This window comes from Lysinibacillus sp. NPDC047702 (genome assembly GCF_050272555.1).
Taxonomy (GTDB): domain Bacteria; phylum Bacillota; class Bacilli; order Bacillales_A; family Planococcaceae; genus Lysinibacillus.
The window spans coordinates 1-17,222 of the sequence record NZ_JBNNMG010000070.1 but is presented as its reverse complement, the minus strand read 5'-3'; the positions used below and the strand labels follow the sequence as shown (position 1 = coordinate 17,222).

At 36.7% G+C, this 17,222-nt stretch carries 18 protein-coding genes and 1 pseudogene; 14 read left to right on the top strand and 5 right to left on the bottom strand.

The window, feature by feature from the left end; all coding sequences use genetic code 11:
• Positions 1–9: 9 nt before the first annotated feature.
• The 7 genes from ACQKIM_RS23430 to ACQKIM_RS23400 all read left to right on the top strand — a co-directional run bounded on the left by ACQKIM_RS23430 (position 10) and on the right by ACQKIM_RS23400 (position 6,498).
• Positions 10–612 (top strand): class I SAM-dependent methyltransferase, encoded by a 603-nt coding sequence (locus tag ACQKIM_RS23430; protein ID WP_427548595.1) that lies wholly within the window; start codon positions 10–12, stop codon positions 610–612.
• 480 nt (positions 613–1,092) lie between these two features.
• On the top strand, positions 1,093–2,325 hold the full coding sequence (locus ACQKIM_RS23425; protein WP_427548594.1) for an ABC transporter substrate-binding protein: 1,233 nt from the start codon (positions 1,093–1,095) through the stop codon (positions 2,323–2,325).
• A 200-nt stretch (positions 2,326–2,525) separates the two neighbouring features.
• Complete coding sequence (locus ACQKIM_RS23420) at positions 2,526–3,401, top strand: branched-chain amino acid ABC transporter permease (RefSeq protein ID WP_427548592.1); 876 nt, start codon at positions 2,526–2,528, stop codon at positions 3,399–3,401.
• Between the two features lie 12 nt (positions 3,402–3,413).
• Positions 3,414–4,349: a branched-chain amino acid ABC transporter permease gene (locus tag ACQKIM_RS23415; protein ID WP_427548590.1), complete on the top strand. Its 936-nt coding sequence runs from the start codon at positions 3,414–3,416 to the stop codon at positions 4,347–4,349.
• Entirely contained in the window at positions 4,349–5,128 is a 780-nt protein-coding gene (locus ACQKIM_RS23410) for an ABC transporter ATP-binding protein (protein ID WP_427548589.1), read from the top strand. The genes ACQKIM_RS23415 and ACQKIM_RS23410 overlap by 1 nt, the downstream gene beginning before the upstream one ends.
• Entirely contained in the window at positions 5,128–5,835 is a 708-nt protein-coding gene (locus ACQKIM_RS23405) for an ABC transporter ATP-binding protein (protein ID WP_427548587.1), read from the top strand. Before ACQKIM_RS23410 ends, ACQKIM_RS23405 begins: the two co-directional genes overlap by 1 nt.
• 165 nt (positions 5,836–6,000) lie before the next feature.
• Entirely contained in the window at positions 6,001–6,498 is a 498-nt protein-coding gene (locus tag ACQKIM_RS23400) for a cupin domain-containing protein (RefSeq protein WP_427548586.1), read from the top strand.
• A 41-nt stretch (positions 6,499–6,539) separates the two neighbouring features.
• On the opposite strand, the gene ACQKIM_RS23395 is transcribed toward ACQKIM_RS23400, so the two are convergent.
• Both ACQKIM_RS23395 and rluF read right to left on the bottom strand, forming a co-directional pair.
• Positions 6,540–7,259, bottom strand: coding sequence for a DUF6904 family protein (locus tag ACQKIM_RS23395; protein WP_427548584.1), 720 nt, complete (start codon positions 7,257–7,259; stop codon positions 6,540–6,542).
• Between the two features lie 22 nt (positions 7,260–7,281).
• On the bottom strand, positions 7,282–7,983 hold the full coding sequence (gene rluF / locus ACQKIM_RS23390) for a 23S rRNA pseudouridine(2604) synthase RluF (RefSeq protein ID WP_427548583.1): 702 nt from the start codon (positions 7,981–7,983) through the stop codon (positions 7,282–7,284).
• A gap of 240 nt (positions 7,984–8,223) precedes the next feature.
• On the opposite strand from rluF, the gene adh reads away from it, so the two are divergent.
• The 4 genes from adh to ACQKIM_RS23370 all read left to right on the top strand — a co-directional run bounded on the left by adh (position 8,224) and on the right by ACQKIM_RS23370 (position 13,091).
• Positions 8,224–9,744, top strand: coding sequence for an aldehyde dehydrogenase (gene adh / locus ACQKIM_RS23385; RefSeq protein WP_427548582.1), 1,521 nt, complete (start codon positions 8,224–8,226; stop codon positions 9,742–9,744).
• 21 nt (positions 9,745–9,765) lie between these two features.
• Positions 9,766–10,125, top strand: coding sequence for a DUF779 domain-containing protein (locus ACQKIM_RS23380; protein ID WP_427548580.1), 360 nt, complete (start codon positions 9,766–9,768; stop codon positions 10,123–10,125).
• 526 nt (positions 10,126–10,651) lie between these two features.
• A complete protein-coding gene (locus tag ACQKIM_RS23375; protein ID WP_427548578.1) occupies positions 10,652–11,620 on the top strand; it encodes a DUF4003 family protein in 969 nt (322 codons plus the stop codon).
• Positions 11,621–11,663: 43 nt separating this feature from the next.
• Positions 11,664–13,091, top strand: coding sequence for an aldehyde dehydrogenase family protein (locus ACQKIM_RS23370; protein ID WP_427548576.1), 1,428 nt, complete (start codon positions 11,664–11,666; stop codon positions 13,089–13,091).
• 81 nt (positions 13,092–13,172) lie between these two features.
• Here ACQKIM_RS23370 and ACQKIM_RS23365 read toward each other — a convergent pair.
• From ACQKIM_RS23365 to ACQKIM_RS23355, 3 genes and pseudogenes are all read right to left on the bottom strand, one after another.
• A pseudogene (locus tag ACQKIM_RS23365) lies at positions 13,173–13,586 on the bottom strand (tyrosine-type recombinase/integrase); the annotation flags it as partial.
• 23 nt (positions 13,587–13,609) lie between these two features.
• Positions 13,610–13,867, bottom strand: coding sequence for a tyrosine-type recombinase/integrase (locus tag ACQKIM_RS23360; protein ID WP_427548575.1), 258 nt, complete (start codon positions 13,865–13,867; stop codon positions 13,610–13,612).
• 21 nt (positions 13,868–13,888) lie between these two features.
• Complete coding sequence (locus ACQKIM_RS23355) at positions 13,889–14,353, bottom strand: hypothetical protein (RefSeq protein WP_427548574.1); 465 nt, start codon at positions 14,351–14,353, stop codon at positions 13,889–13,891.
• A gap of 471 nt (positions 14,354–14,824) precedes the next feature.
• Here ACQKIM_RS23355 and ACQKIM_RS23350 point away from each other — a divergent pair, with 471 nt between their 5' ends.
• From ACQKIM_RS23350 to ACQKIM_RS23340, 3 genes are all read left to right on the top strand, one after another.
• Positions 14,825–16,360 (top strand): hypothetical protein, encoded by a 1,536-nt coding sequence (locus ACQKIM_RS23350; RefSeq protein WP_427548572.1) that lies wholly within the window; start codon positions 14,825–14,827, stop codon positions 16,358–16,360.
• A gap of 22 nt (positions 16,361–16,382) precedes the next feature.
• Positions 16,383–16,613 (top strand): hypothetical protein, encoded by a 231-nt coding sequence (locus ACQKIM_RS23345; protein ID WP_427548617.1) that lies wholly within the window; start codon positions 16,383–16,385, stop codon positions 16,611–16,613.
• A 228-nt stretch (positions 16,614–16,841) separates the two neighbouring features.
• Positions 16,842–17,150, top strand: a complete 309-nt coding sequence (locus tag ACQKIM_RS23340) for a hypothetical protein (protein ID WP_427548570.1) — start codon at positions 16,842–16,844, stop codon at positions 17,148–17,150.
• Positions 17,151–17,222 lie beyond the last annotated feature (72 nt).

The window sequence follows — 17,222 nt, the reverse complement described above, 5'->3', positions numbered from 1 at the left end:
TCAACTAGTATGAAAGAACATCAATTTGATAAATATTTGCATATTAATACAGTTGGTGAACAGTATGGTTTTCCTAAACTTGCGCATTATCATCGCTACGAGCCAACACCATATACAGGCTTAGAACAATTGTTTTTAGCCTATAAAATGCCTGATAATCCAGTGTTTATTGATATGGGATGTGGCAAAGGAAGAGTTCCTATTTATGTGCATCATAAATTTCACATCCAGACAATTGGAATAGAAATGGATGCAGGCTTTTATGCAGAGGCTGAGAGTAATAAAAGGAGCTATCTTCAAAAAAATAATGCTCCAATACCCATCTCCTTTATTCATGCAATAGCGGAAGAATATATGGTTCAACCATGTGACACAGTTTTCTTTTTTTTCAATCCATTCTCTATTCATATTTTCCGTACAGTTATTCATAATATTTGGAAGTCTTATGAGCAATACATGCGTGAAATTCATATTATTCTTTACTATCCACCATATGATTATTTGCAGTTTTTACTTCATGGAACACCATTTGAAATAATCCATGAGATCCATTTAGAAAATGAAAAAAATATTAACGAGCGCCTCTGTGTGTTTGCGTTAAAAAAAGCTTAGAGCACCTACTCTAGGTTTTTTTGTGCTCATTCAACTGAGTGTAATAATTTGGTAGTCCTCATTCCATTCTTTATTTTCCCGGAAATAAATATAGGGTCCTTTCAAAATGATAATTCGAGGTAAGAATTTCCAAAGTAAAAATATAATTAAAGGCTGGCCCTATTGAACTTAATCATTCAATTTTCGAAAAAAGGACTTCAAATAAGAGATATTTTTATAAAAAAGCAATTGAAAATAACAGCTTTACACAAATATAAACTGAAAATTGATAGATTATTCTTAAATAACTAATTATACTGAAAAATCACTCTAGACTAAATATAAAGAATGTTTTACAATGTAAAAGGCTTAAATGAATAATATTTAATTCAGTTTTAGATAGTTATAAATAATTATTTTCGCTATTGAGGAATTGCATTTAATTGTTTATAATTATCAGAAATATCTAATATTTGAGAAAATTTCAGGGGGAATATAATTATGAAAGAGAACAAAAAGCTTAAAAAGTTCGGTTCACTTTTGGTTGCTTCTTCATTACTTGCTGGTGTACTAGCTGGTTGTGGTGCTGGAGATAGTTCAAGTTCAGGAGGAAGCTCATCATCAGGTGGCTCATCAGGTGGTGGTTCATCTGACGGCGAAACAATAAAAATCGGTGCAAACCTAGAGCTTTCAGGTAATGTTGCATCTTATGGATCTTCGATTGGAGTGGGCGCAGAGCTTGCTGTAAAAGAGATTAATGACAAAGGCGGTATCGATGGTAAAAAAATTGAGCTGATTAAAGTAGATAACAAATCCGAAAACTCAGAGGCAACTGCAGCAGCCATTAAACTAATAACACAGGATAAAGTAGTAGCGATGCTAGCTCCTGCAACTTCTGGTAATACAGTTGCAACAGTGCAAATTGCCAACGACAAGAAAGTTCCAATTGTTACTGGATCAGGGACAGCTCCGAATATTACAGTAAATGAAGATGGCAGCGTTAATGAATATGCATTCCGTACTTGCTTTATTGATCCATTCCAAGGGATTGTAGCAGCAAACTTTGCCACTAATGAATTACAAGCGAAAAATGTAGCTATTTTTGCTGACAATGCATCTGACTATGCTAAAGGTCTAGCAAAATCATTTAAAGAAACAATTACTAAAAATGGTGGTAAAGTCGTAAAAGAAGAAGCATATGTAGCTAAAGACGCTGATTTCCGTACACAGTTAACGAATATTAAAGGAGCGAAACCTGACTTCATCTTTATCCCTGGATACTATGAAGAAGTTGGTTTAATTGTTAAACAAGCGCGTGAAATGGGTATAGATGTTCCATTGATGGGCGCTGATGGCTGGGATTCGCCAACATTAGTAGAGCTAGCTGGTAAGAAAGCGCTTAATAATACGTATATTACAAACCACTACTCTGCGGAAGACCCAGATAAAAAAATTCAAGACTTCGTAAAAGCATTTAAAGCTGCGAACAAGGATAAAGCACCTGATGCATTCAATGCACTTGGCTATGACTCAATCTATTATATTGCAGATGCTATTGAGCGTGCAGGCTCTACAGATGGGGAAGCAATTAAAAAAGCATTAGCAAAAACAGAAGATCTTTCTTTAGTAACAGGTACTTTCTCAGTTGACGAACAACATAACCCAATTAAAACAGCAACAGTTCTTGAATTCCAAGACGGTAAACAAGTGTTCAACTCTAAAGTTAATCCTTAATGTTTGTAGGGGGGAGGCGGGTAAACACGCCTTCCTTTTTTATGTGTAGTAGATATCTAGAGTTTGCAAAAACATAGATTCTAGCAAAAGGAATTGGAAAAAACTTTTGATGAGGGACACAATTTATTCTGCATTCAATAATACCATGTAGAGTACGTCCCGTTTTTGCATTTTTCAAAAAGTAAAAGGAGTGAACGCTCATGGAATGGATACAGCAGCTTGTGAATGGTATTTCACTAGGTAGTATCTACGCATTAATAGCGTTAGGGTATACGATGGTATACGGGATTATTAAGCTGATTAACTTTGCCCACGGCGATGTTTTCATGATTGGGGCATTTATTGGCTTTTACGCAATTGCTAAATGGGAGCTTGGCTTTTTCCCAGCACTATTATTGGCAATGGCAATCTGTGCAATATTTGGTGTTCTCATTGAACGTATTGCATATAAGCGTTTACGAAATGCAACACGTATTGCTGCATTAATTACTGCAATTGGTGTTTCACTATTAATCGAATATACGACGATTTTCTTCAGGGGTGCGCAACCAGCAGCATATCCTGATGTCATTAAAAATAAATCATTTGATATTTTCGGCGTTCAAATCAGTAGTACATCCATTTTAATTTTATCTGTCGCAGTTGTACTGATGTTTCTTTTACAATTCATCGTGCATAAAACAAAAATCGGAAAGGCGATGCGTGCCGTTTCTCATGATGCGGATGCAGCTCGTTTAATGGGAATTAACGTTGATAATACCATTTCAGCAACATTTGCTATTGGTTCAGCATTAGCAGGAGCTGCTGGCGTTATCTTTGGTGTGTATTATACGAAAATCGATCCTTTGATGGGGGTTATTCCTGGAGTTAAGGCGTTCATCGCAGCCGTTCTTGGTGGTATAGGAATTATTCCTGGTGCTATGGTTGGCGGCATGCTATTAGGTGTAGTGGAGTCATTAGTGAGTGCGCTCGGCTTCTCGTTATGGCGTGATGCGGCAGCATTCGTTATTTTAATTTTAATTTTAATCTTCAGACCATCGGGTATCTTTGGTAAAAATGCCCGTGAGAAAGTGTAGGTGAGCGGTATTATGAAAAAGTCTAAAGTTTTCTGGGGCTATGCCGTATTAGCGCTAGTCATCTATGCAGTTGTACAAATTCTTATTACCTCAGGTGTACTTGATATTTACTATCAAAATATGCTGATAACAATGTGCATTAACATTATGCTTGCGGTCAGCTTGCATATTGTTATTGGAATTACGGGTCAATTTTCGATAGGGCATGCGGGATTCTTAGCAGTTGGGGCATATATCTCTGCTATTATTACAACAAAGCTTATGCTACCGTTCCCATTAGCAATCTTCTTAGGGGCACTGGCTGCAGCAGTTGCAGGATTAATTGTAGGTATTCCAACGTTACGATTAAAGGGTGACTATTTAGCAATTGCTACACTTGGCTTTGCAGAAATTATTCGTATTATTTTCTTAAATACGGATTATGTAGGCGGGGCAGCTGGGATGCAGGTTAAATATTTATCCAATTGGACGTATGCATTCGTAGGTGTTTTTCTAACAATTCTAGTAATCTCAAATTTTACGAATTCTCGTCATGGTCGCGCATGTATCTCTATTCGTGAGGATGAAATTGCAGCAGATGCGATGGGTATTAATACTACTTATTATAAAGTAGTAGCTTTCGCTATCGGTTCTTTCTTCGCCGGACTTGCAGGGGCTATTTTTGCACATAATTTTTATATTATTCAGCCAACAACTTTCGGTTTCTTAAAATCATTTGATATTTTAATCTATGTTGTACTTGGTGGATTAGGAAGTCTCTCGGGCTCTGTTATTGCTGCGATCTTCCTAACTATGATTTCTGCGTACCTCGCAAACTTCCCAGAGACACGTATGATTATTTACAGCTTAGTATTAATTGTTGTTATGCTGTACCGTCCAACTGGTTTGATGGGAACAAAGGAAATTACGGATCTATTTAAGTTTGGTAAAAAAGGAGGTACAAAATAATGACTGGAAACCTTCTTATCAATGTTGAAAACATGGGCATTCAATTCGGTGGATTAAAGGCTGTACAGGGCGTTAATATGTACCTGAATCAGGGAGAGTTAGTTGGTCTTATAGGGCCAAATGGTGCCGGGAAAACGACAAGCTTTAATATGCTTACAGGTGTTTATACTCCTACTGAGGGTACCATTACATTTGATGGTATAAAGATAAATGGACTTGCCCCATATCAAGTCACACAAAAGGGCATTAGCCGTACATTCCAAAATATCCGTTTATTTAAAGAGCTATCTGTTCTAGATAATGTAAAGGTGGCAAATCATTCGCTTGCTAAGCATACAATGTGGTCCTCCATTTTTCGTTTGCCGAATCACTTTAAAGGTGAGGCAGAAATGGAGCTTCAATCCATTGAGTTCTTAAAAATCTTTGGACTAGATGTTTATAAAGATGAACTGTCAAAAAACTTACCATACGGAATGCAACGTCGATTAGAGATTGCTCGTGCCCTTGCAGCAAAGCCTAAGCTGTTATTACTAGATGAGCCAGCAGCAGGGATGAACCCACAGGAAACGCATGATTTAATGGAGTTAATAGCATTTATTCGGAAAGAATTTGGCTTGACTATTCTTCTTATTGAGCATGATATGAGCTTAGTTATGGGTATTTGCGAACGTATCTACGTACTAGATCATGGTCAACTAATCGCTGATGGGACACCAGAAGAAATACGCAACAATCCAAAGGTAATTGAAGCTTACCTTGGTGAGGAGGTTATCAGCTAATGCTAAAAGTACAAAATATAGATGTATTTTACGGAAATATACAAGCATTAAAGGACCTCTCTTTAGAAGTAAACGAGGGTGAGATTGTTACATTAATCGGTGCGAACGGTGCTGGTAAAAGTACATTATTAAAAACATTGTCTGGCTTACTAAAACCTAAGGGAGGCATTATTGAATATGAGGGCTTCTCTATCGCAGGGAAGGCAGCTCAGTCAATTGTGAAATCTGGTATTTCGCATGTTCCTGAGGGACGTCGTGTCTTTGCCAATATGTCAGTAGAAGAAAACTTGGAGCTTGGGGCTTATCTTCGTAATGATAAAGCAGGCATAAAAAAAGATATGGACCATGTCTTTGAGTTATTCCCACGTTTACTAGAGCGTCGTAAACAGCAATCAGGGACATTATCTGGCGGTGAGCAACAAATGCTTGCAATGGGGCGTGCATTAATGGCTAAACCCAAGCTGTTATTAATGGATGAACCTTCAATGGGGCTTGCGCCACTTATGGTAAAAAATATTTTTAATATTATTGAGCAGGTCAATAAAGAGGGTACAACGGTATTGCTTGTTGAGCAAAATGCCAATATGGCTCTGTCAGTAGCTAATCGTGCATACGTATTGGAAACAGGGCGTATTGTTCTTTCTGGTACAGCAAAAGAGCTACAAGAAAGTGAACAAGTAAAGGCAGCATATTTAGGCGGCTTATAAGAGGAAGAAGGCATCTCCATGTAGAGGTGCCTTTTTGCGTGTGTGAAACCGAAGAAGTGACGGATAGAAACTCAAAAGTAAAGGATAGAAACGTAAATGTGACGGATAGCTAGCGGTAGCAATCTTCCTTTATAATTTGGTAAGGTGAATGAAAGGAGTGAGGTTATGAAGTATTCAGCACAATATTTTATAGAAAAATTAAATTTGGTGGAGCATCCGGAGGGAGGATATTATAGATCTTCATTTCGAGCTTCTGAGGGTATAGCGGTTAGAGAAGTGGAACGACCAATTTATACTAGTATTTATTTCTTACTACGTTCGCAGGATATCTCGCATTTGCATCGTTTGAAATCAGATGAGCTTTGGTATTATCATGCAGGGAGCCCTCTGACAGTACACATGATTTTTCCAGATGGTACATATGAGGCACGGAAATTGGGCTTAAATGTTGAAGCAGGGGAAGTACCGCAAATAGTTGTGCCGAAAAATACTATTTTTGGCTCATCTGTAGAGGAAGCGGATACATTTAGTTTAGTTGGCTGTATGGTGGCACCAGGCTTTGATTTTGAGGACTTTGAATTATTTACACAAGAGGAGCTTTTAGCTGATTATCCTCAGCATGAGAGCGTTATTCGAAAAATGGCTTATCAATCGATTCGATAAAAAGTAGCCGTCTCAGCTAATTGTGAGACGGCATATACGGTTTACCACAAAATTTTTTCAGGGTAATTGGTCATTATTTCGATATCATGCAATGCTTTTTTTGTAGAAATGGCAGCATCCATTAGTTGAGATTTAAGTGATACATATTCATCATCCTCTAACATTATGCGCAGAGCAAATGCTGCTAAATGAGCTTTACGTTCCTCCCAGCTTAATTGAATATACTCAAGATTTAGTACATCAATATACTGAGTAACATAGCGAAAAGTTAAGGGATTTTTCGTATGTAGCATCCTTAAAAATACTAAATATTCTTCCTCATTTAGTTCTTGTTCAAGACAATCAGCAACCGCCGCTTGGAATTTGCGTATGGCAGCAACATTTATATTCCAATCAGAAGAATCTATTAACTCTTTGTGCAGTTGAATAAAGTCGTTTAATGCAATGGCCATAAAAATAAGCTCAGGCCAAAGTACCTCCGTTGAGAAATAGGCGTTTTTATTTGGGAAAATTAATTCATGCTGTGTCAGTACACTTTTATTAAGCCCATTACTAACAAATTCCAGTTGGCGCTCTCCCTTAGCGGCTTGGCGTAAATTGTAGCAAACATTCAAGATACGAAGACGTGAACCTTGATAATCATAATATTTGTTTTCATCCCCTGTTATTTTGTGAATAGCATTTATAAGTTCATCTAAATCCCAAAAGTCACCGCTAATACGTGCTCCTGTTAACAATTCAGTACTCTGTATTGAAAGCATAATTCTCTCCCCTTACAATGCTTTATTTAGGTGTATATTGAAGTAGTTTGAATAGTTCTGCTCGTTCCTTGTCCGTTAAATCGCGCCATTGTCCAACCTTTAAATTACCAAGTTTAATATTCATGATACGAATTCGTTGTAGACGCTTAACGGAATAACCGAGAGCTGAACACATACGGCGTATTTGACGATTTAGACCTTGTTCTAAGATAATTTTAAAGACTTTATCTGATATTTTTTCTACATGGCATGGCAAGGTTGTGGTATCTAAAATATCTACACCTGTTCCCATTTTCTTGATAAATTGCTCCGTAATTGGTTGATCAACTTGCACAATATACTCTTTTTCATGATGGTTTTCTGCGCGGAGAATTTTGTTTACTATATCTCCGTCATTCGTTAATAATAATAGTCCCTCTGATTCCTTATCCAGACGTCCAATATGGAAAATTCGTAGAGGGTGATTAACAAAATCAACGACATTCCCTTTTATATGACGTTCAGTTGTACTAGTGATTCCAACTGGTTTGTTTAAGGCAATATATACGAGCTGTTCTTCTTTTTTTACCTCTTTTCCATCAACACAAACAACATCACCAGCTTCGACTTTACTGCCTACGGTAGCTACCTCTCCATTAATGGTTACTTTACCTTCCTCAATCCACTTATCAGCACCACGACGAGAGACGATGCCAGTTTCACTTAAATATTTATTAATGCGCATATTGTTCTCCTATACATTTATATAATTTAAGTATACATTATCGCTGGTGACACCGTGAATGCTAGAAGCTTTTCTAGTAAAAATAAATTACTCAAAAAATTTTTAAAAAAGTTGAAATTATTTTTCGTTTCTGACAATATATTGAGTAAGAGGGTTTCTATGAAAATATTGTTATTTCGATATATAATAATAGTTTTTGTAGATATTTTCTCATTATTTTGTGTAAAGGGGAGAAGTAAAATGGTTTATGCATTTCCAAACACTGAAGGATCGGTAGTTCAATTCAAAGAGAAATATGATAATTATATTGGTGGAGAATGGACACCCCCTGTGAAAGGTCAATACTTTGATAATATCACTCCTGTTACTGGACAAGTTTTTACACAAGCAGCGCGTTCCACAGCTGAGGACATCGAACTTGCACTTGATGCAGCACATGCCGCAAAAGATACGTGGGGTAAAACATCCGCAACAGAGCGTGCAAACATTTTACTTAAAATTGCGGACCGCATGGAGCAAAATCTAGAAAAGCTAGCCGTTGCCGAAACATGGGATAATGGGAAAGCAGTACGTGAGACATTAAATGCAGATATCCCTCTAGCAATTGATCATTTCCGCTATTTTGCGGGTGCTTTGCGTGCACAAGAAGGTGCAGTAAGCCAAATCGATAATGATACAGTAGCTTATCACTTCCATGAGCCAATTGGAGTAGTTGGTCAAATTATTCCTTGGAATTTCCCGCTATTAATGGCTGTTTGGAAGTTAGCACCTGCACTTGCAGCTGGAAACTGTGTAGTGTTAAAACCTGCAGAGCAAACACCAATTTCGATTATGGTGCTTCTTGAATTGATAGAAGATTTATTGCCATCAGGTGTCCTTAATGTTGTGAATGGCTTTGGTCTAGAGGCAGGAAAGCCACTAGCATCTAATCCACGCATTGGTAAAATTGCCTTTACGGGTGAAACAACGACAGGTCGCCTAATTATGCAATATGCTTCACAAAACCTTATTCCAGTTACATTAGAATTAGGCGGTAAGTCACCAAATATTTTCTTTGAGGATATTATGGATGAAGATGATGCCTTTTTAGATAAAGCAGTAGAGGGCTTTGTGCTATTCGCACTTAACCAAGGGGAAGTATGTACTTGTCCTTCTCGTGCATTAATTCAGGAATCTATTTACGATAAATTTATGGAGCGTGTATTACAGCGTGTAGAAGCAATTAAAGTCGGAAATCCACTTGATCCAAACACAATGATGGGTGCTCAGGCTTCAAGTGAGCAAATGGAAAAGATTCTTTCCTACTTAGATATTGGTAAGCAAGAAGGCGCTGAATGTCTAATTGGAGGAGAGAAAAACAATGTAGGTTCAGGTTTTGAAAATGGCTACTACATTAAACCAACTGTCTTCAAAGGGAATAATAAAATGCGTATTTTCCAAGAAGAAATTTTTGGTCCAGTTGTTGCTGTCACAACGTTTAAAACAAAAGAGGAAGCATTAGAAATTGCGAATGACACATTATATGGTTTAGGTGCAGGTGTATGGACACGTGATATGAATACAGCATACCGCTTTGGTCGAGGTATTCAAGCAGGACGTGTTTGGACAAACTGTTACCATGCTTATCCTGCACATGCGGCATTCGGTGGCTACAAAATGTCAGGAATTGGTCGTGAAAATCATAAGATGATGTTATCTCATTACCAACAAACGAAGAATTTATTAGTTAGCTACAGTGAAAACAAACTAGGTTTCTTCTAATCCGTAGGGAGGTGCATGAGCGTGATCGAGCGTGTTTTAGCAACAGAAGAAGCGCTGGCACTAATCGAATTATTGCAAGAAAAGCATGGGCCTGTTATTTTTCATCAATCAGGTGGGTGCTGTGACGGATCTTCACCGATGTGTTACCCAAATGGCGACCTTATATTAGGTGATCAGGATATTTGCCTTGGGGAGATTGGTGGTGCACCCTTTTATATGCATAAAAATCAATATGATTATTGGAAGCATACACAAATAATTTTAGATGTGGTTGATGGTCGAGGCGGTATGTTTTCATTAGAAGGTGTAGAGGGAAAGCGATTTTTAACAAGATCAAGAGCCTTTTCCGCTGATGAATTAAAGGAACTGGGATTAATTTAAATCTTTTTTGTACTAAGAATCGCTCCATGCAATGGATAAGCATATAAACGTTGAAAGACGTAAAATCATGTATAAACAGCGGCAAAAGTAGGTGCCGCTGTTTTTTTCTATGTTAATTTTTCTGAAAAAGTGTATGTAGGGCTATATTTCTTGGAGAGTTACGTAACAGTAAAAATTGCTGTATTCGATCTTGTAGGGTTACTGTGAATAAAGATTTTCTACTGGTTATCTTATTCAATATAATTACCTCCATTCTTTATTTGTTATTTCCATTAAACCATATAAAATCGGGTAACATACATTAAATTAAGCTTACTTTTTATGTTAATTGTTACAAATCGGAGATATTTTAAGAATGTAGAAGATACGTGGAGTTTGTCGAAAAATCAGAGGATAAACAGTACATGACCTCATATTGACCTAGGTACTTGTGAAAGCACCTAGTAAAACAAATTCTGTATTGATATAGGCTGAATCCTTTCAATTGGATATTACGTATATAATGGAAAAAAGGAGTGTGCTGAATATGGATTATGTTATGATTGAAAATCAATTTACTCAAACAGTGGAAACGGTTTCGAAGGCTGCGGGCTGGACAGTTGATCGTAAAATTATCTTAGCAATCGCGAGCAAATATGTGGCGTCAGGGAAGAGCTTTGATTCCGTAAAATATAAAGAAGTATTACAAGAAATGAAGAAGCAATCGTCATGGATGTCCCCTTTAAGAACAACGGTAGGGTACAGTATTGCTGCAAATTTGATGGAGTACGATGATATAGAGCATGCCGTGAAAAATTTGCTAACAAACGTCACTATAATGAAGGAAGTCAAATTTAGGAGTGGTAATTTTACCTTTATAGGAGCTCAGTTTTTAACTGAAGAGGAAAGTGAAAAACATGCACATGCACAGTCAGCACGAGCTTTATTTGAAGAAATTCGCAAGCATCATCGATTTTTAACGTCCTATGAGGATATCCCGTATGCTGTACTATTAAGTAGTTCAATGGATGATGTTGAAGTAAGAGCAGAAACGATGAACCGTTACTATAAAGAATTACGTACGTACAATTTTAATGCTGGCAATGAACTACAATGGTTATCACAGGTACTGACTTTCTTATCTCCTCAATACGATAATAAACTGGTGCCAAGCGTCGTTATGATTCGCGATACATTAAAAAAACAGGATGTTAAAGTTAAGACGATGCATTACCCATTGCTTGGTTTTTTAGCCATTCTTGAGGTAAATAATGTTCACCTCCAACAAATTATAGATTTATATCATGAATTAAAGGGTATGAAACTTTTGAAATGGCATCGTGAATTTGTATTATTTATGGCTATACAATTCGCTATTTATGATATAGCAAAGGTGCAACAGTCTTTATCCATGACGATCATGTCATCCATTGAATTATTAATTCAAGCACAACAGGCAGCAATGTTAGCAGCAGTTACTGCAGCTACTGTAGCATCTAGTTCAAGTTCTTCGTGATAAAATAAAGAAGAGTATGATTTTATGGAGGTGCAATTGAAGGATGAAGGAAACAAAACTTTGGATCAATGGTCAGTGGCAGGATGCACAGGAAACATATGAGCTTAGTTCCCCATTTAGCGGTGAGATTATTGCAAAGATTGCTAAGGCGTCAATTGCAGATGTTGAACGGGCAATAGAAGGTGCACAGAAAACATTCCAAACATTTAAAAAAACAACAGCTTACGAACGAGCGGAAATATTATATAAAGTTGTCCATATCATGCGACAGCGCAAGGAAGAATTTGCTGAAATCTTAGCCTTAGAGGCAGGTAAACCCATATCAGCAGGCTTGATGGAAATAGAACGCACAATAGCAACCTATCAATTTGCTGCTGAGGGGGCAAAGCAGGCTAAGGGTGAAACAGTCCCAATGGATGCTGCGCCTGGAGCAGGTGATCGTATTGGCTGGACAAAACGAGAACCAATCGGGGTTATATCCGCCATTACGCCATTTAATTTCCCGTTTAATTTAGTGGCACATAAACTAGGACCTGCCTTTGCAGTAGGAAATACAGTTGTCTTAAAGCCAGCAACACAAACACCATTAAGTGCAATCGTAATGGCAGAAATATTTAAAGAGGCAGGTCTACCTGATGGAGCCCTTCAAATATTGACAGGCAGTGGCGGAGAGCTCAGTGACACGCTCGTTTCTCATCCGCTTGTGAAAAAGGTGACATTCACAGGAAGCGGTAAGGTTGGCTTGGGTATTAAAGAGAAGGTTGGTTTGCGGAAAGTAACGTTAGAGCTTGGTTCTAATGCTGCGGTTATTGTCGAGCCTTCGACACCAATTGATAAAATTATAGCCCGTTGTGTTGGAGGAGCCTTTAATTTTGCTGGACAAGTTTGCATTTCGTTACAACGAATTTATGTGCATTCCTCCATCATTGATGATTTTACAAAGGCATTTGTAGCAGAAACGAAAAAATTAGTGGTAGGGGATCCGTTAGACAGAAATACGGATGTGAGTGCAATGATTCATCCAAATGAGGTTGAACGTATTCGTCAATGGATTGAGGAAGCCAAGGAACAGGGGGCGGTAGTCGCAACAGGGGGAACATTCACAGAAAGAACATTAATGCCGACTGTTATGACAAACGTTACTGCTGATATGAAAATTGTTTGTCAGGAAACTTTCGCACCAATCGTCTCAATTGTTTCATATGAAACATTAAACGACGCTATTCGACTAGTAAATGAGTCGGAACTTGGCTTAAATGCGGGAATATACACAAATGTATTGTCAGATGCACTCTATGCAGCAGATGAGTTACAGGCAGGAGCCGTTATTATTAATGATATTCCGACATTTAGAGTGGATAATATGCCATATGGCGGCGTAAAAATGAGTGGCTATGGTCGAGAAGGAATTAAGTGGGCAATAGAAGAAATGACAGATATGAAATTTATCACGATGAAAAAATCATTCTAATTTGCATGAAGTCCCCTAATCGTTTATTTTCAAAGGTTTTTGGGGACTTCGAAAATTTGAGGCGACCAAAAAGCGACCAAATTATAATATTTTATTAAATAAATCAATGGCATCTTTTTTGTCCTCTTTGGTTAAGTGACTATATGTGTTCATTGTCATACTTACATCGCTGTGTCCTAATTGTTCTTGGATGATTTTAAAGTTAGCATCATTACTTAGTAGATAAGATGCACAAGAATGTCTTAATGCATGAAAGTTAATTTCGGGTAAACCTAGTTTTTTTGAGTGGCGTCTCCATGTTAAAGATAATACAGAAGGTACAATTGGATAGCCTAAACGATTTCGCGAAGTGATTAAAAAATCAATGTCGTTGCCGTCATCATCTTTCATAGGCTTCCATGCATTTCCTGACTTTATTTTCATTTTCTTTTGTGCCAGTACTTGTTCTTTAATTTCATCCATAAACTTTTCAGGGACATTTACAATACGTGATTTTTTATTTTTAGGTGGACCTAATACTAATTTTGATTTTTTTCTGTATCATATTTAAGTGCTTGATCAATTAATATTGTGTTGTTTACGAAATTAATCTTTTCTAAACTTATAGCTACTATCTCAGACTCTCTCAATCCTACCAAACATGCTAATTTATAAATTACTCTGTATTTGAAGTCTAGGCTCTCTATGGCATCTAGCATTTGTACTAATTGATTAGCATCATAAAAATGCAAATCTTTTTTACAAGATTCCACCCGAGGGGCTTTTATGCCACTCATAGGATTATCGATAAGGATCTCTCATTCTACAGCCTTAGCAAATATACTTTTTAATACGCCGTATTTATTACTTAAATTTTTACGTCCTTCTTTTTTTTCCTCGGAAAAATACTCTACAATATGAATTTTTTTAATTTTTTTCATCTTCATGTTATCGAAATTATTAAATGTTCCAGTGTTTAAAGTTCTTACATAATGTGATTTAGTAGCAGGGGATAGATCAAGTCTCACATAATTGTCTAACCAACGATTGCAAAATTCTTTGAATGTAATAGATTCTGTGTCCTGTAAGATTTCCATTTTAGATACTTCAATTTCAAACTCAGTAATCGCTTTTTTGATAGCATGTTCAGAAAGACTGTTTAATGTTACTGATTTGTATTTTCTAATACGTTTACCAGTTTCCTCATCGTTTCCTAGTTCAACAGTTATTTTAATACGTGGTTTCCCATTTTTAGCTAGTTCAAGTTCTTTATAACTTGCCATAATTATTTCTCCTCTCTCTATTTAATTCAATTCAATTTAATTTTTATTTCACATACCAATCACCACCTTTATTAAATCATTGTCGCTAATGATGATACAGACTCAGAGATTCGAGTCTATGAAAAAAATTGTGATAATGTATCTGGATTTGGTCTATTTATTACTAAGAGAAAAATCGAAGGACTTGAACCATACTATAGTTCGGATATATGCAACGCATATTTGAATTTTGAGCATGTAAGTTTTGGTGTTATTTTCGACTAGCATGAATTTAAACTTTAGTATTAGCTTCTAGGTAAAGGACCACTCTTATGGGTGGTTTTTTATTGTGCATGCGTTCGGATGTGAAGGACAAATAAGTAAATCGAATTATACAATAAAGTATTTTTAACTAAGTTTCATTCCTTGATTAGTTCATATATGGTAATTTTGTAATATAAACATATTTTTGGATGAAAAGGAGAGATAAAATTGTTACATAGTACAAAGTTATTGAACAAAGTTTTAATGGTTCTTGTAGCCTTATTACTTCTATTTAATATCAATTACGGGGCTTTTAAGACCTCAGAAGCTCATGCCAATGCGCTAACTGCCACATTTGAAGAATGGGCTGCAGCATCCTATGCAACTGCGGTTGTAGCTACCACAACTGTAGCAGCTAGTGCAATGCATACTGAACAATATTTAAAAGACAACATAGATGAAATGTATCAAACAGCTAAAGAGACATGGCCAAAAATGAGTGCCGATATGAAGTCAAACTTTTTAAGTAGTCTTGATCAGATGGCTGATGGAGTTATTACGGCTGGAGATTGGTTAACGGCTGGACTGGATACTCTTAAGGCTAAGTTTGCTACTGATGCGCCTTCTATTCCTGCTGAATCTAATGGTAATTATTTAATTTTGCCTAATGGTTATAACGTTACGGTTACTGATACTAATGGTAAGGTCTGGTCTTTAGGTAATTATATACGTATTGATATTGGAGCAAGTCTTGCTAAGACTAATGCTGGTGAGATTATAAGTATTGATTTGTTATCTAATCCAAAATTGTCTATACCAACTGTTTGTGAGTCTTATCCTAGTTGTTCGTCTATTCCAGCTGCAACAACCGCTTATAACGCATTAAGGTCTTATACTGCAAATCCTACTTTGTCAAGCTTTGGTGATTTAGTTTCTGCGTTTGGTGCATCTATGGTGCTTACGTTAGATGGTAATGTTATTAATCCAAGTGATAGCACATATAACCGAATGGACCAATGGCTGCGTGACGCGGCTATACCTGCAGGTAATTTAGGCGTTTACGTTCCAACGGATGCTATAGGATGGACACCTGATGGCTACCGTTTAGGATTATCTGAGGATGGACAGCAGTTATTAAAGCTACCAGACGGCACACCATGGGAAGGTGACTATTCTTGGAGACAACCTCTACTGGATATAATTGATGGCGTTCCTGCTATATTAGATAGTGCCATAGGGTCTTGGGTTGATCTTAATACAGGTAAGAAAATACGTGACGCAACTATACCTGAAATGGCATCCGCTACTGGTGTGGATGAATCAACGGCTGAGTATGTTTTGATTAGAGCTAAAGATGAGGAGAAGGCTAGAGAAGGCGAAGATACGAAAGCGGGTAAATTCATTGGAAATTTAAACGAGCTGACTCCAGATGAAAGAAAAGTTGTTAATGAACTAGTCGCTGAGGGAAAGATAGTTGAACAGATTCCTAGATCAACTATTCCAGGAGAAAAGACACCTGATTTTAAAATCGATGGAGTTCTAACAGAACTTAAAACTCTTAAAAATCCGAATGTCAATACTGGTGTTGGAAGGATTAAAGATGCATTTAAACAAAATGCTGAAGAAGTTATTATTGATGCAAGAGAGTCGGGGCTGACGAAAGCACAAGCTCAGGAGATTCTTAATCGTGCTAAAGGAACTTACCCTGATAAGCAACTTCCAGGTAAAGTAGAGATATGGATAAAAGAAAAAGTAACGAATTAGGAGGCATCTAAACTTGGCTAGAATGAAATGTAAATGTGGAAAAACCTTATCTACTGTACAAACTCCAAATGATGTTCAACTTCGTGTTTACACAGATAAAGAATGGGATGATATTATCAATATGGGTGATACTATAGATGTGTTCGCTATACCTTATCCCGAGAAAGAAGTCTGGAGATGTATTCATTGTGATAGGATTTATGTTTTTAATGAAGATAGTACAGTTGATAAAGTTTATAGAGTAGAAGAATAAATGCCAGATTTAATAAAATGAAATTATTAGACCACACCTTAATGGGCAATCAAAAAAATTATCAAAACACTTACTTCGGTAGGTGTTTTTGTTTATCAGATAATATTTTGAAATTTTGCCAGCCTCATTTTATACAAGCATTCCTTCGAAAGTGCTATTTACTTTATTTTGAATCCTTTTTAGGTAAATTATCGTATTAAGAGTAAAAAATAGTTAGGAGGTTATAGTATGGAAGATAAAATAAAAATTGCTGAAGGAATATCAGTTGCTTTGGCTTTCTTCATTTGTTCAATATTATTGTATTTGAATCCAACATTTTTAGGTAATGAGTTTATTACCAGCCTTATTGGTGCTGTGCTAGGATTCATTGGAATCGTAGGTTTTTTATTAGAAATTTCAAAGGTTTTTAAGGAATCATTAAAGTCAGCGATAATAGATGTGGGAGTAGCACTTTTTTTCGGAATCATTGTAGTATTATTACATTATTTCTTCTCAAATATTTTTGTTAATTGGGTCACTAGCATCGCATTAAAATAATGCCTCATTCAAATTAATCATAATTTTCTGTAATTACATGTAAGCACAAAAAAGTCCTTTATAATGGTTTGG

Excerpts from the sequence above, each read along its gene's own strand:
- ACQKIM_RS23430 (WP_427548595.1), top strand. The coding sequence starts at position 10 with ATGAAAGAACATCAATTTGATAAATATTTGCATATTAATACAGTTGGT.
- ACQKIM_RS23425 (WP_427548594.1), top strand. The coding sequence starts at position 1,093 with ATGAAAGAGAACAAAAAGCTTAAAAAGTTCGGTTCACTTTTGGTTGCT.
- ACQKIM_RS23420 (WP_427548592.1), top strand. The coding sequence starts at position 2,526 with ATGGAATGGATACAGCAGCTTGTGAATGGTATTTCACTAGGTAGTATC.
- ACQKIM_RS23415 (WP_427548590.1), top strand. The coding sequence starts at position 3,414 with ATGAAAAAGTCTAAAGTTTTCTGGGGCTATGCCGTATTAGCGCTAGTC.
- ACQKIM_RS23410 (WP_427548589.1), top strand. The coding sequence starts at position 4,349 with ATGACTGGAAACCTTCTTATCAATGTTGAAAACATGGGCATTCAATTC.
- ACQKIM_RS23405 (WP_427548587.1), top strand. The coding sequence starts at position 5,128 with ATGCTAAAAGTACAAAATATAGATGTATTTTACGGAAATATACAAGCA.
- ACQKIM_RS23400 (WP_427548586.1), top strand. The coding sequence starts at position 6,001 with ATGAAGTATTCAGCACAATATTTTATAGAAAAATTAAATTTGGTGGAG.
- ACQKIM_RS23395 (WP_427548584.1), bottom strand. The coding sequence starts at position 7,259 with ATGCTTTCAATACAGAGTACTGAATTGTTAACAGGAGCACGTATTAGC.
- rluF (WP_427548583.1), bottom strand. The coding sequence starts at position 7,983 with ATGCGCATTAATAAATATTTAAGTGAAACTGGCATCGTCTCTCGTCGT.
- adh (WP_427548582.1), top strand. The coding sequence starts at position 8,224 with ATGGTTTATGCATTTCCAAACACTGAAGGATCGGTAGTTCAATTCAAA.
- ACQKIM_RS23375 (WP_427548578.1), top strand. The coding sequence starts at position 10,652 with ATGGATTATGTTATGATTGAAAATCAATTTACTCAAACAGTGGAAACG.
- ACQKIM_RS23370 (WP_427548576.1), top strand. The coding sequence starts at position 11,664 with ATGAAGGAAACAAAACTTTGGATCAATGGTCAGTGGCAGGATGCACAG.
- ACQKIM_RS23360 (WP_427548575.1), bottom strand. The coding sequence starts at position 13,867 with ATGAGTGGCATAAAAGCCCCTCGGGTGGAATCTTGTAAAAAAGATTTG.
- ACQKIM_RS23355 (WP_427548574.1), bottom strand. The coding sequence starts at position 14,353 with ATGGCAAGTTATAAAGAACTTGAACTAGCTAAAAATGGGAAACCACGT.
- ACQKIM_RS23345 (WP_427548617.1), top strand. The coding sequence starts at position 16,383 with ATGAAATGTAAATGTGGAAAAACCTTATCTACTGTACAAACTCCAAAT.
- ACQKIM_RS23340 (WP_427548570.1), top strand. The coding sequence starts at position 16,842 with ATGGAAGATAAAATAAAAATTGCTGAAGGAATATCAGTTGCTTTGGCT.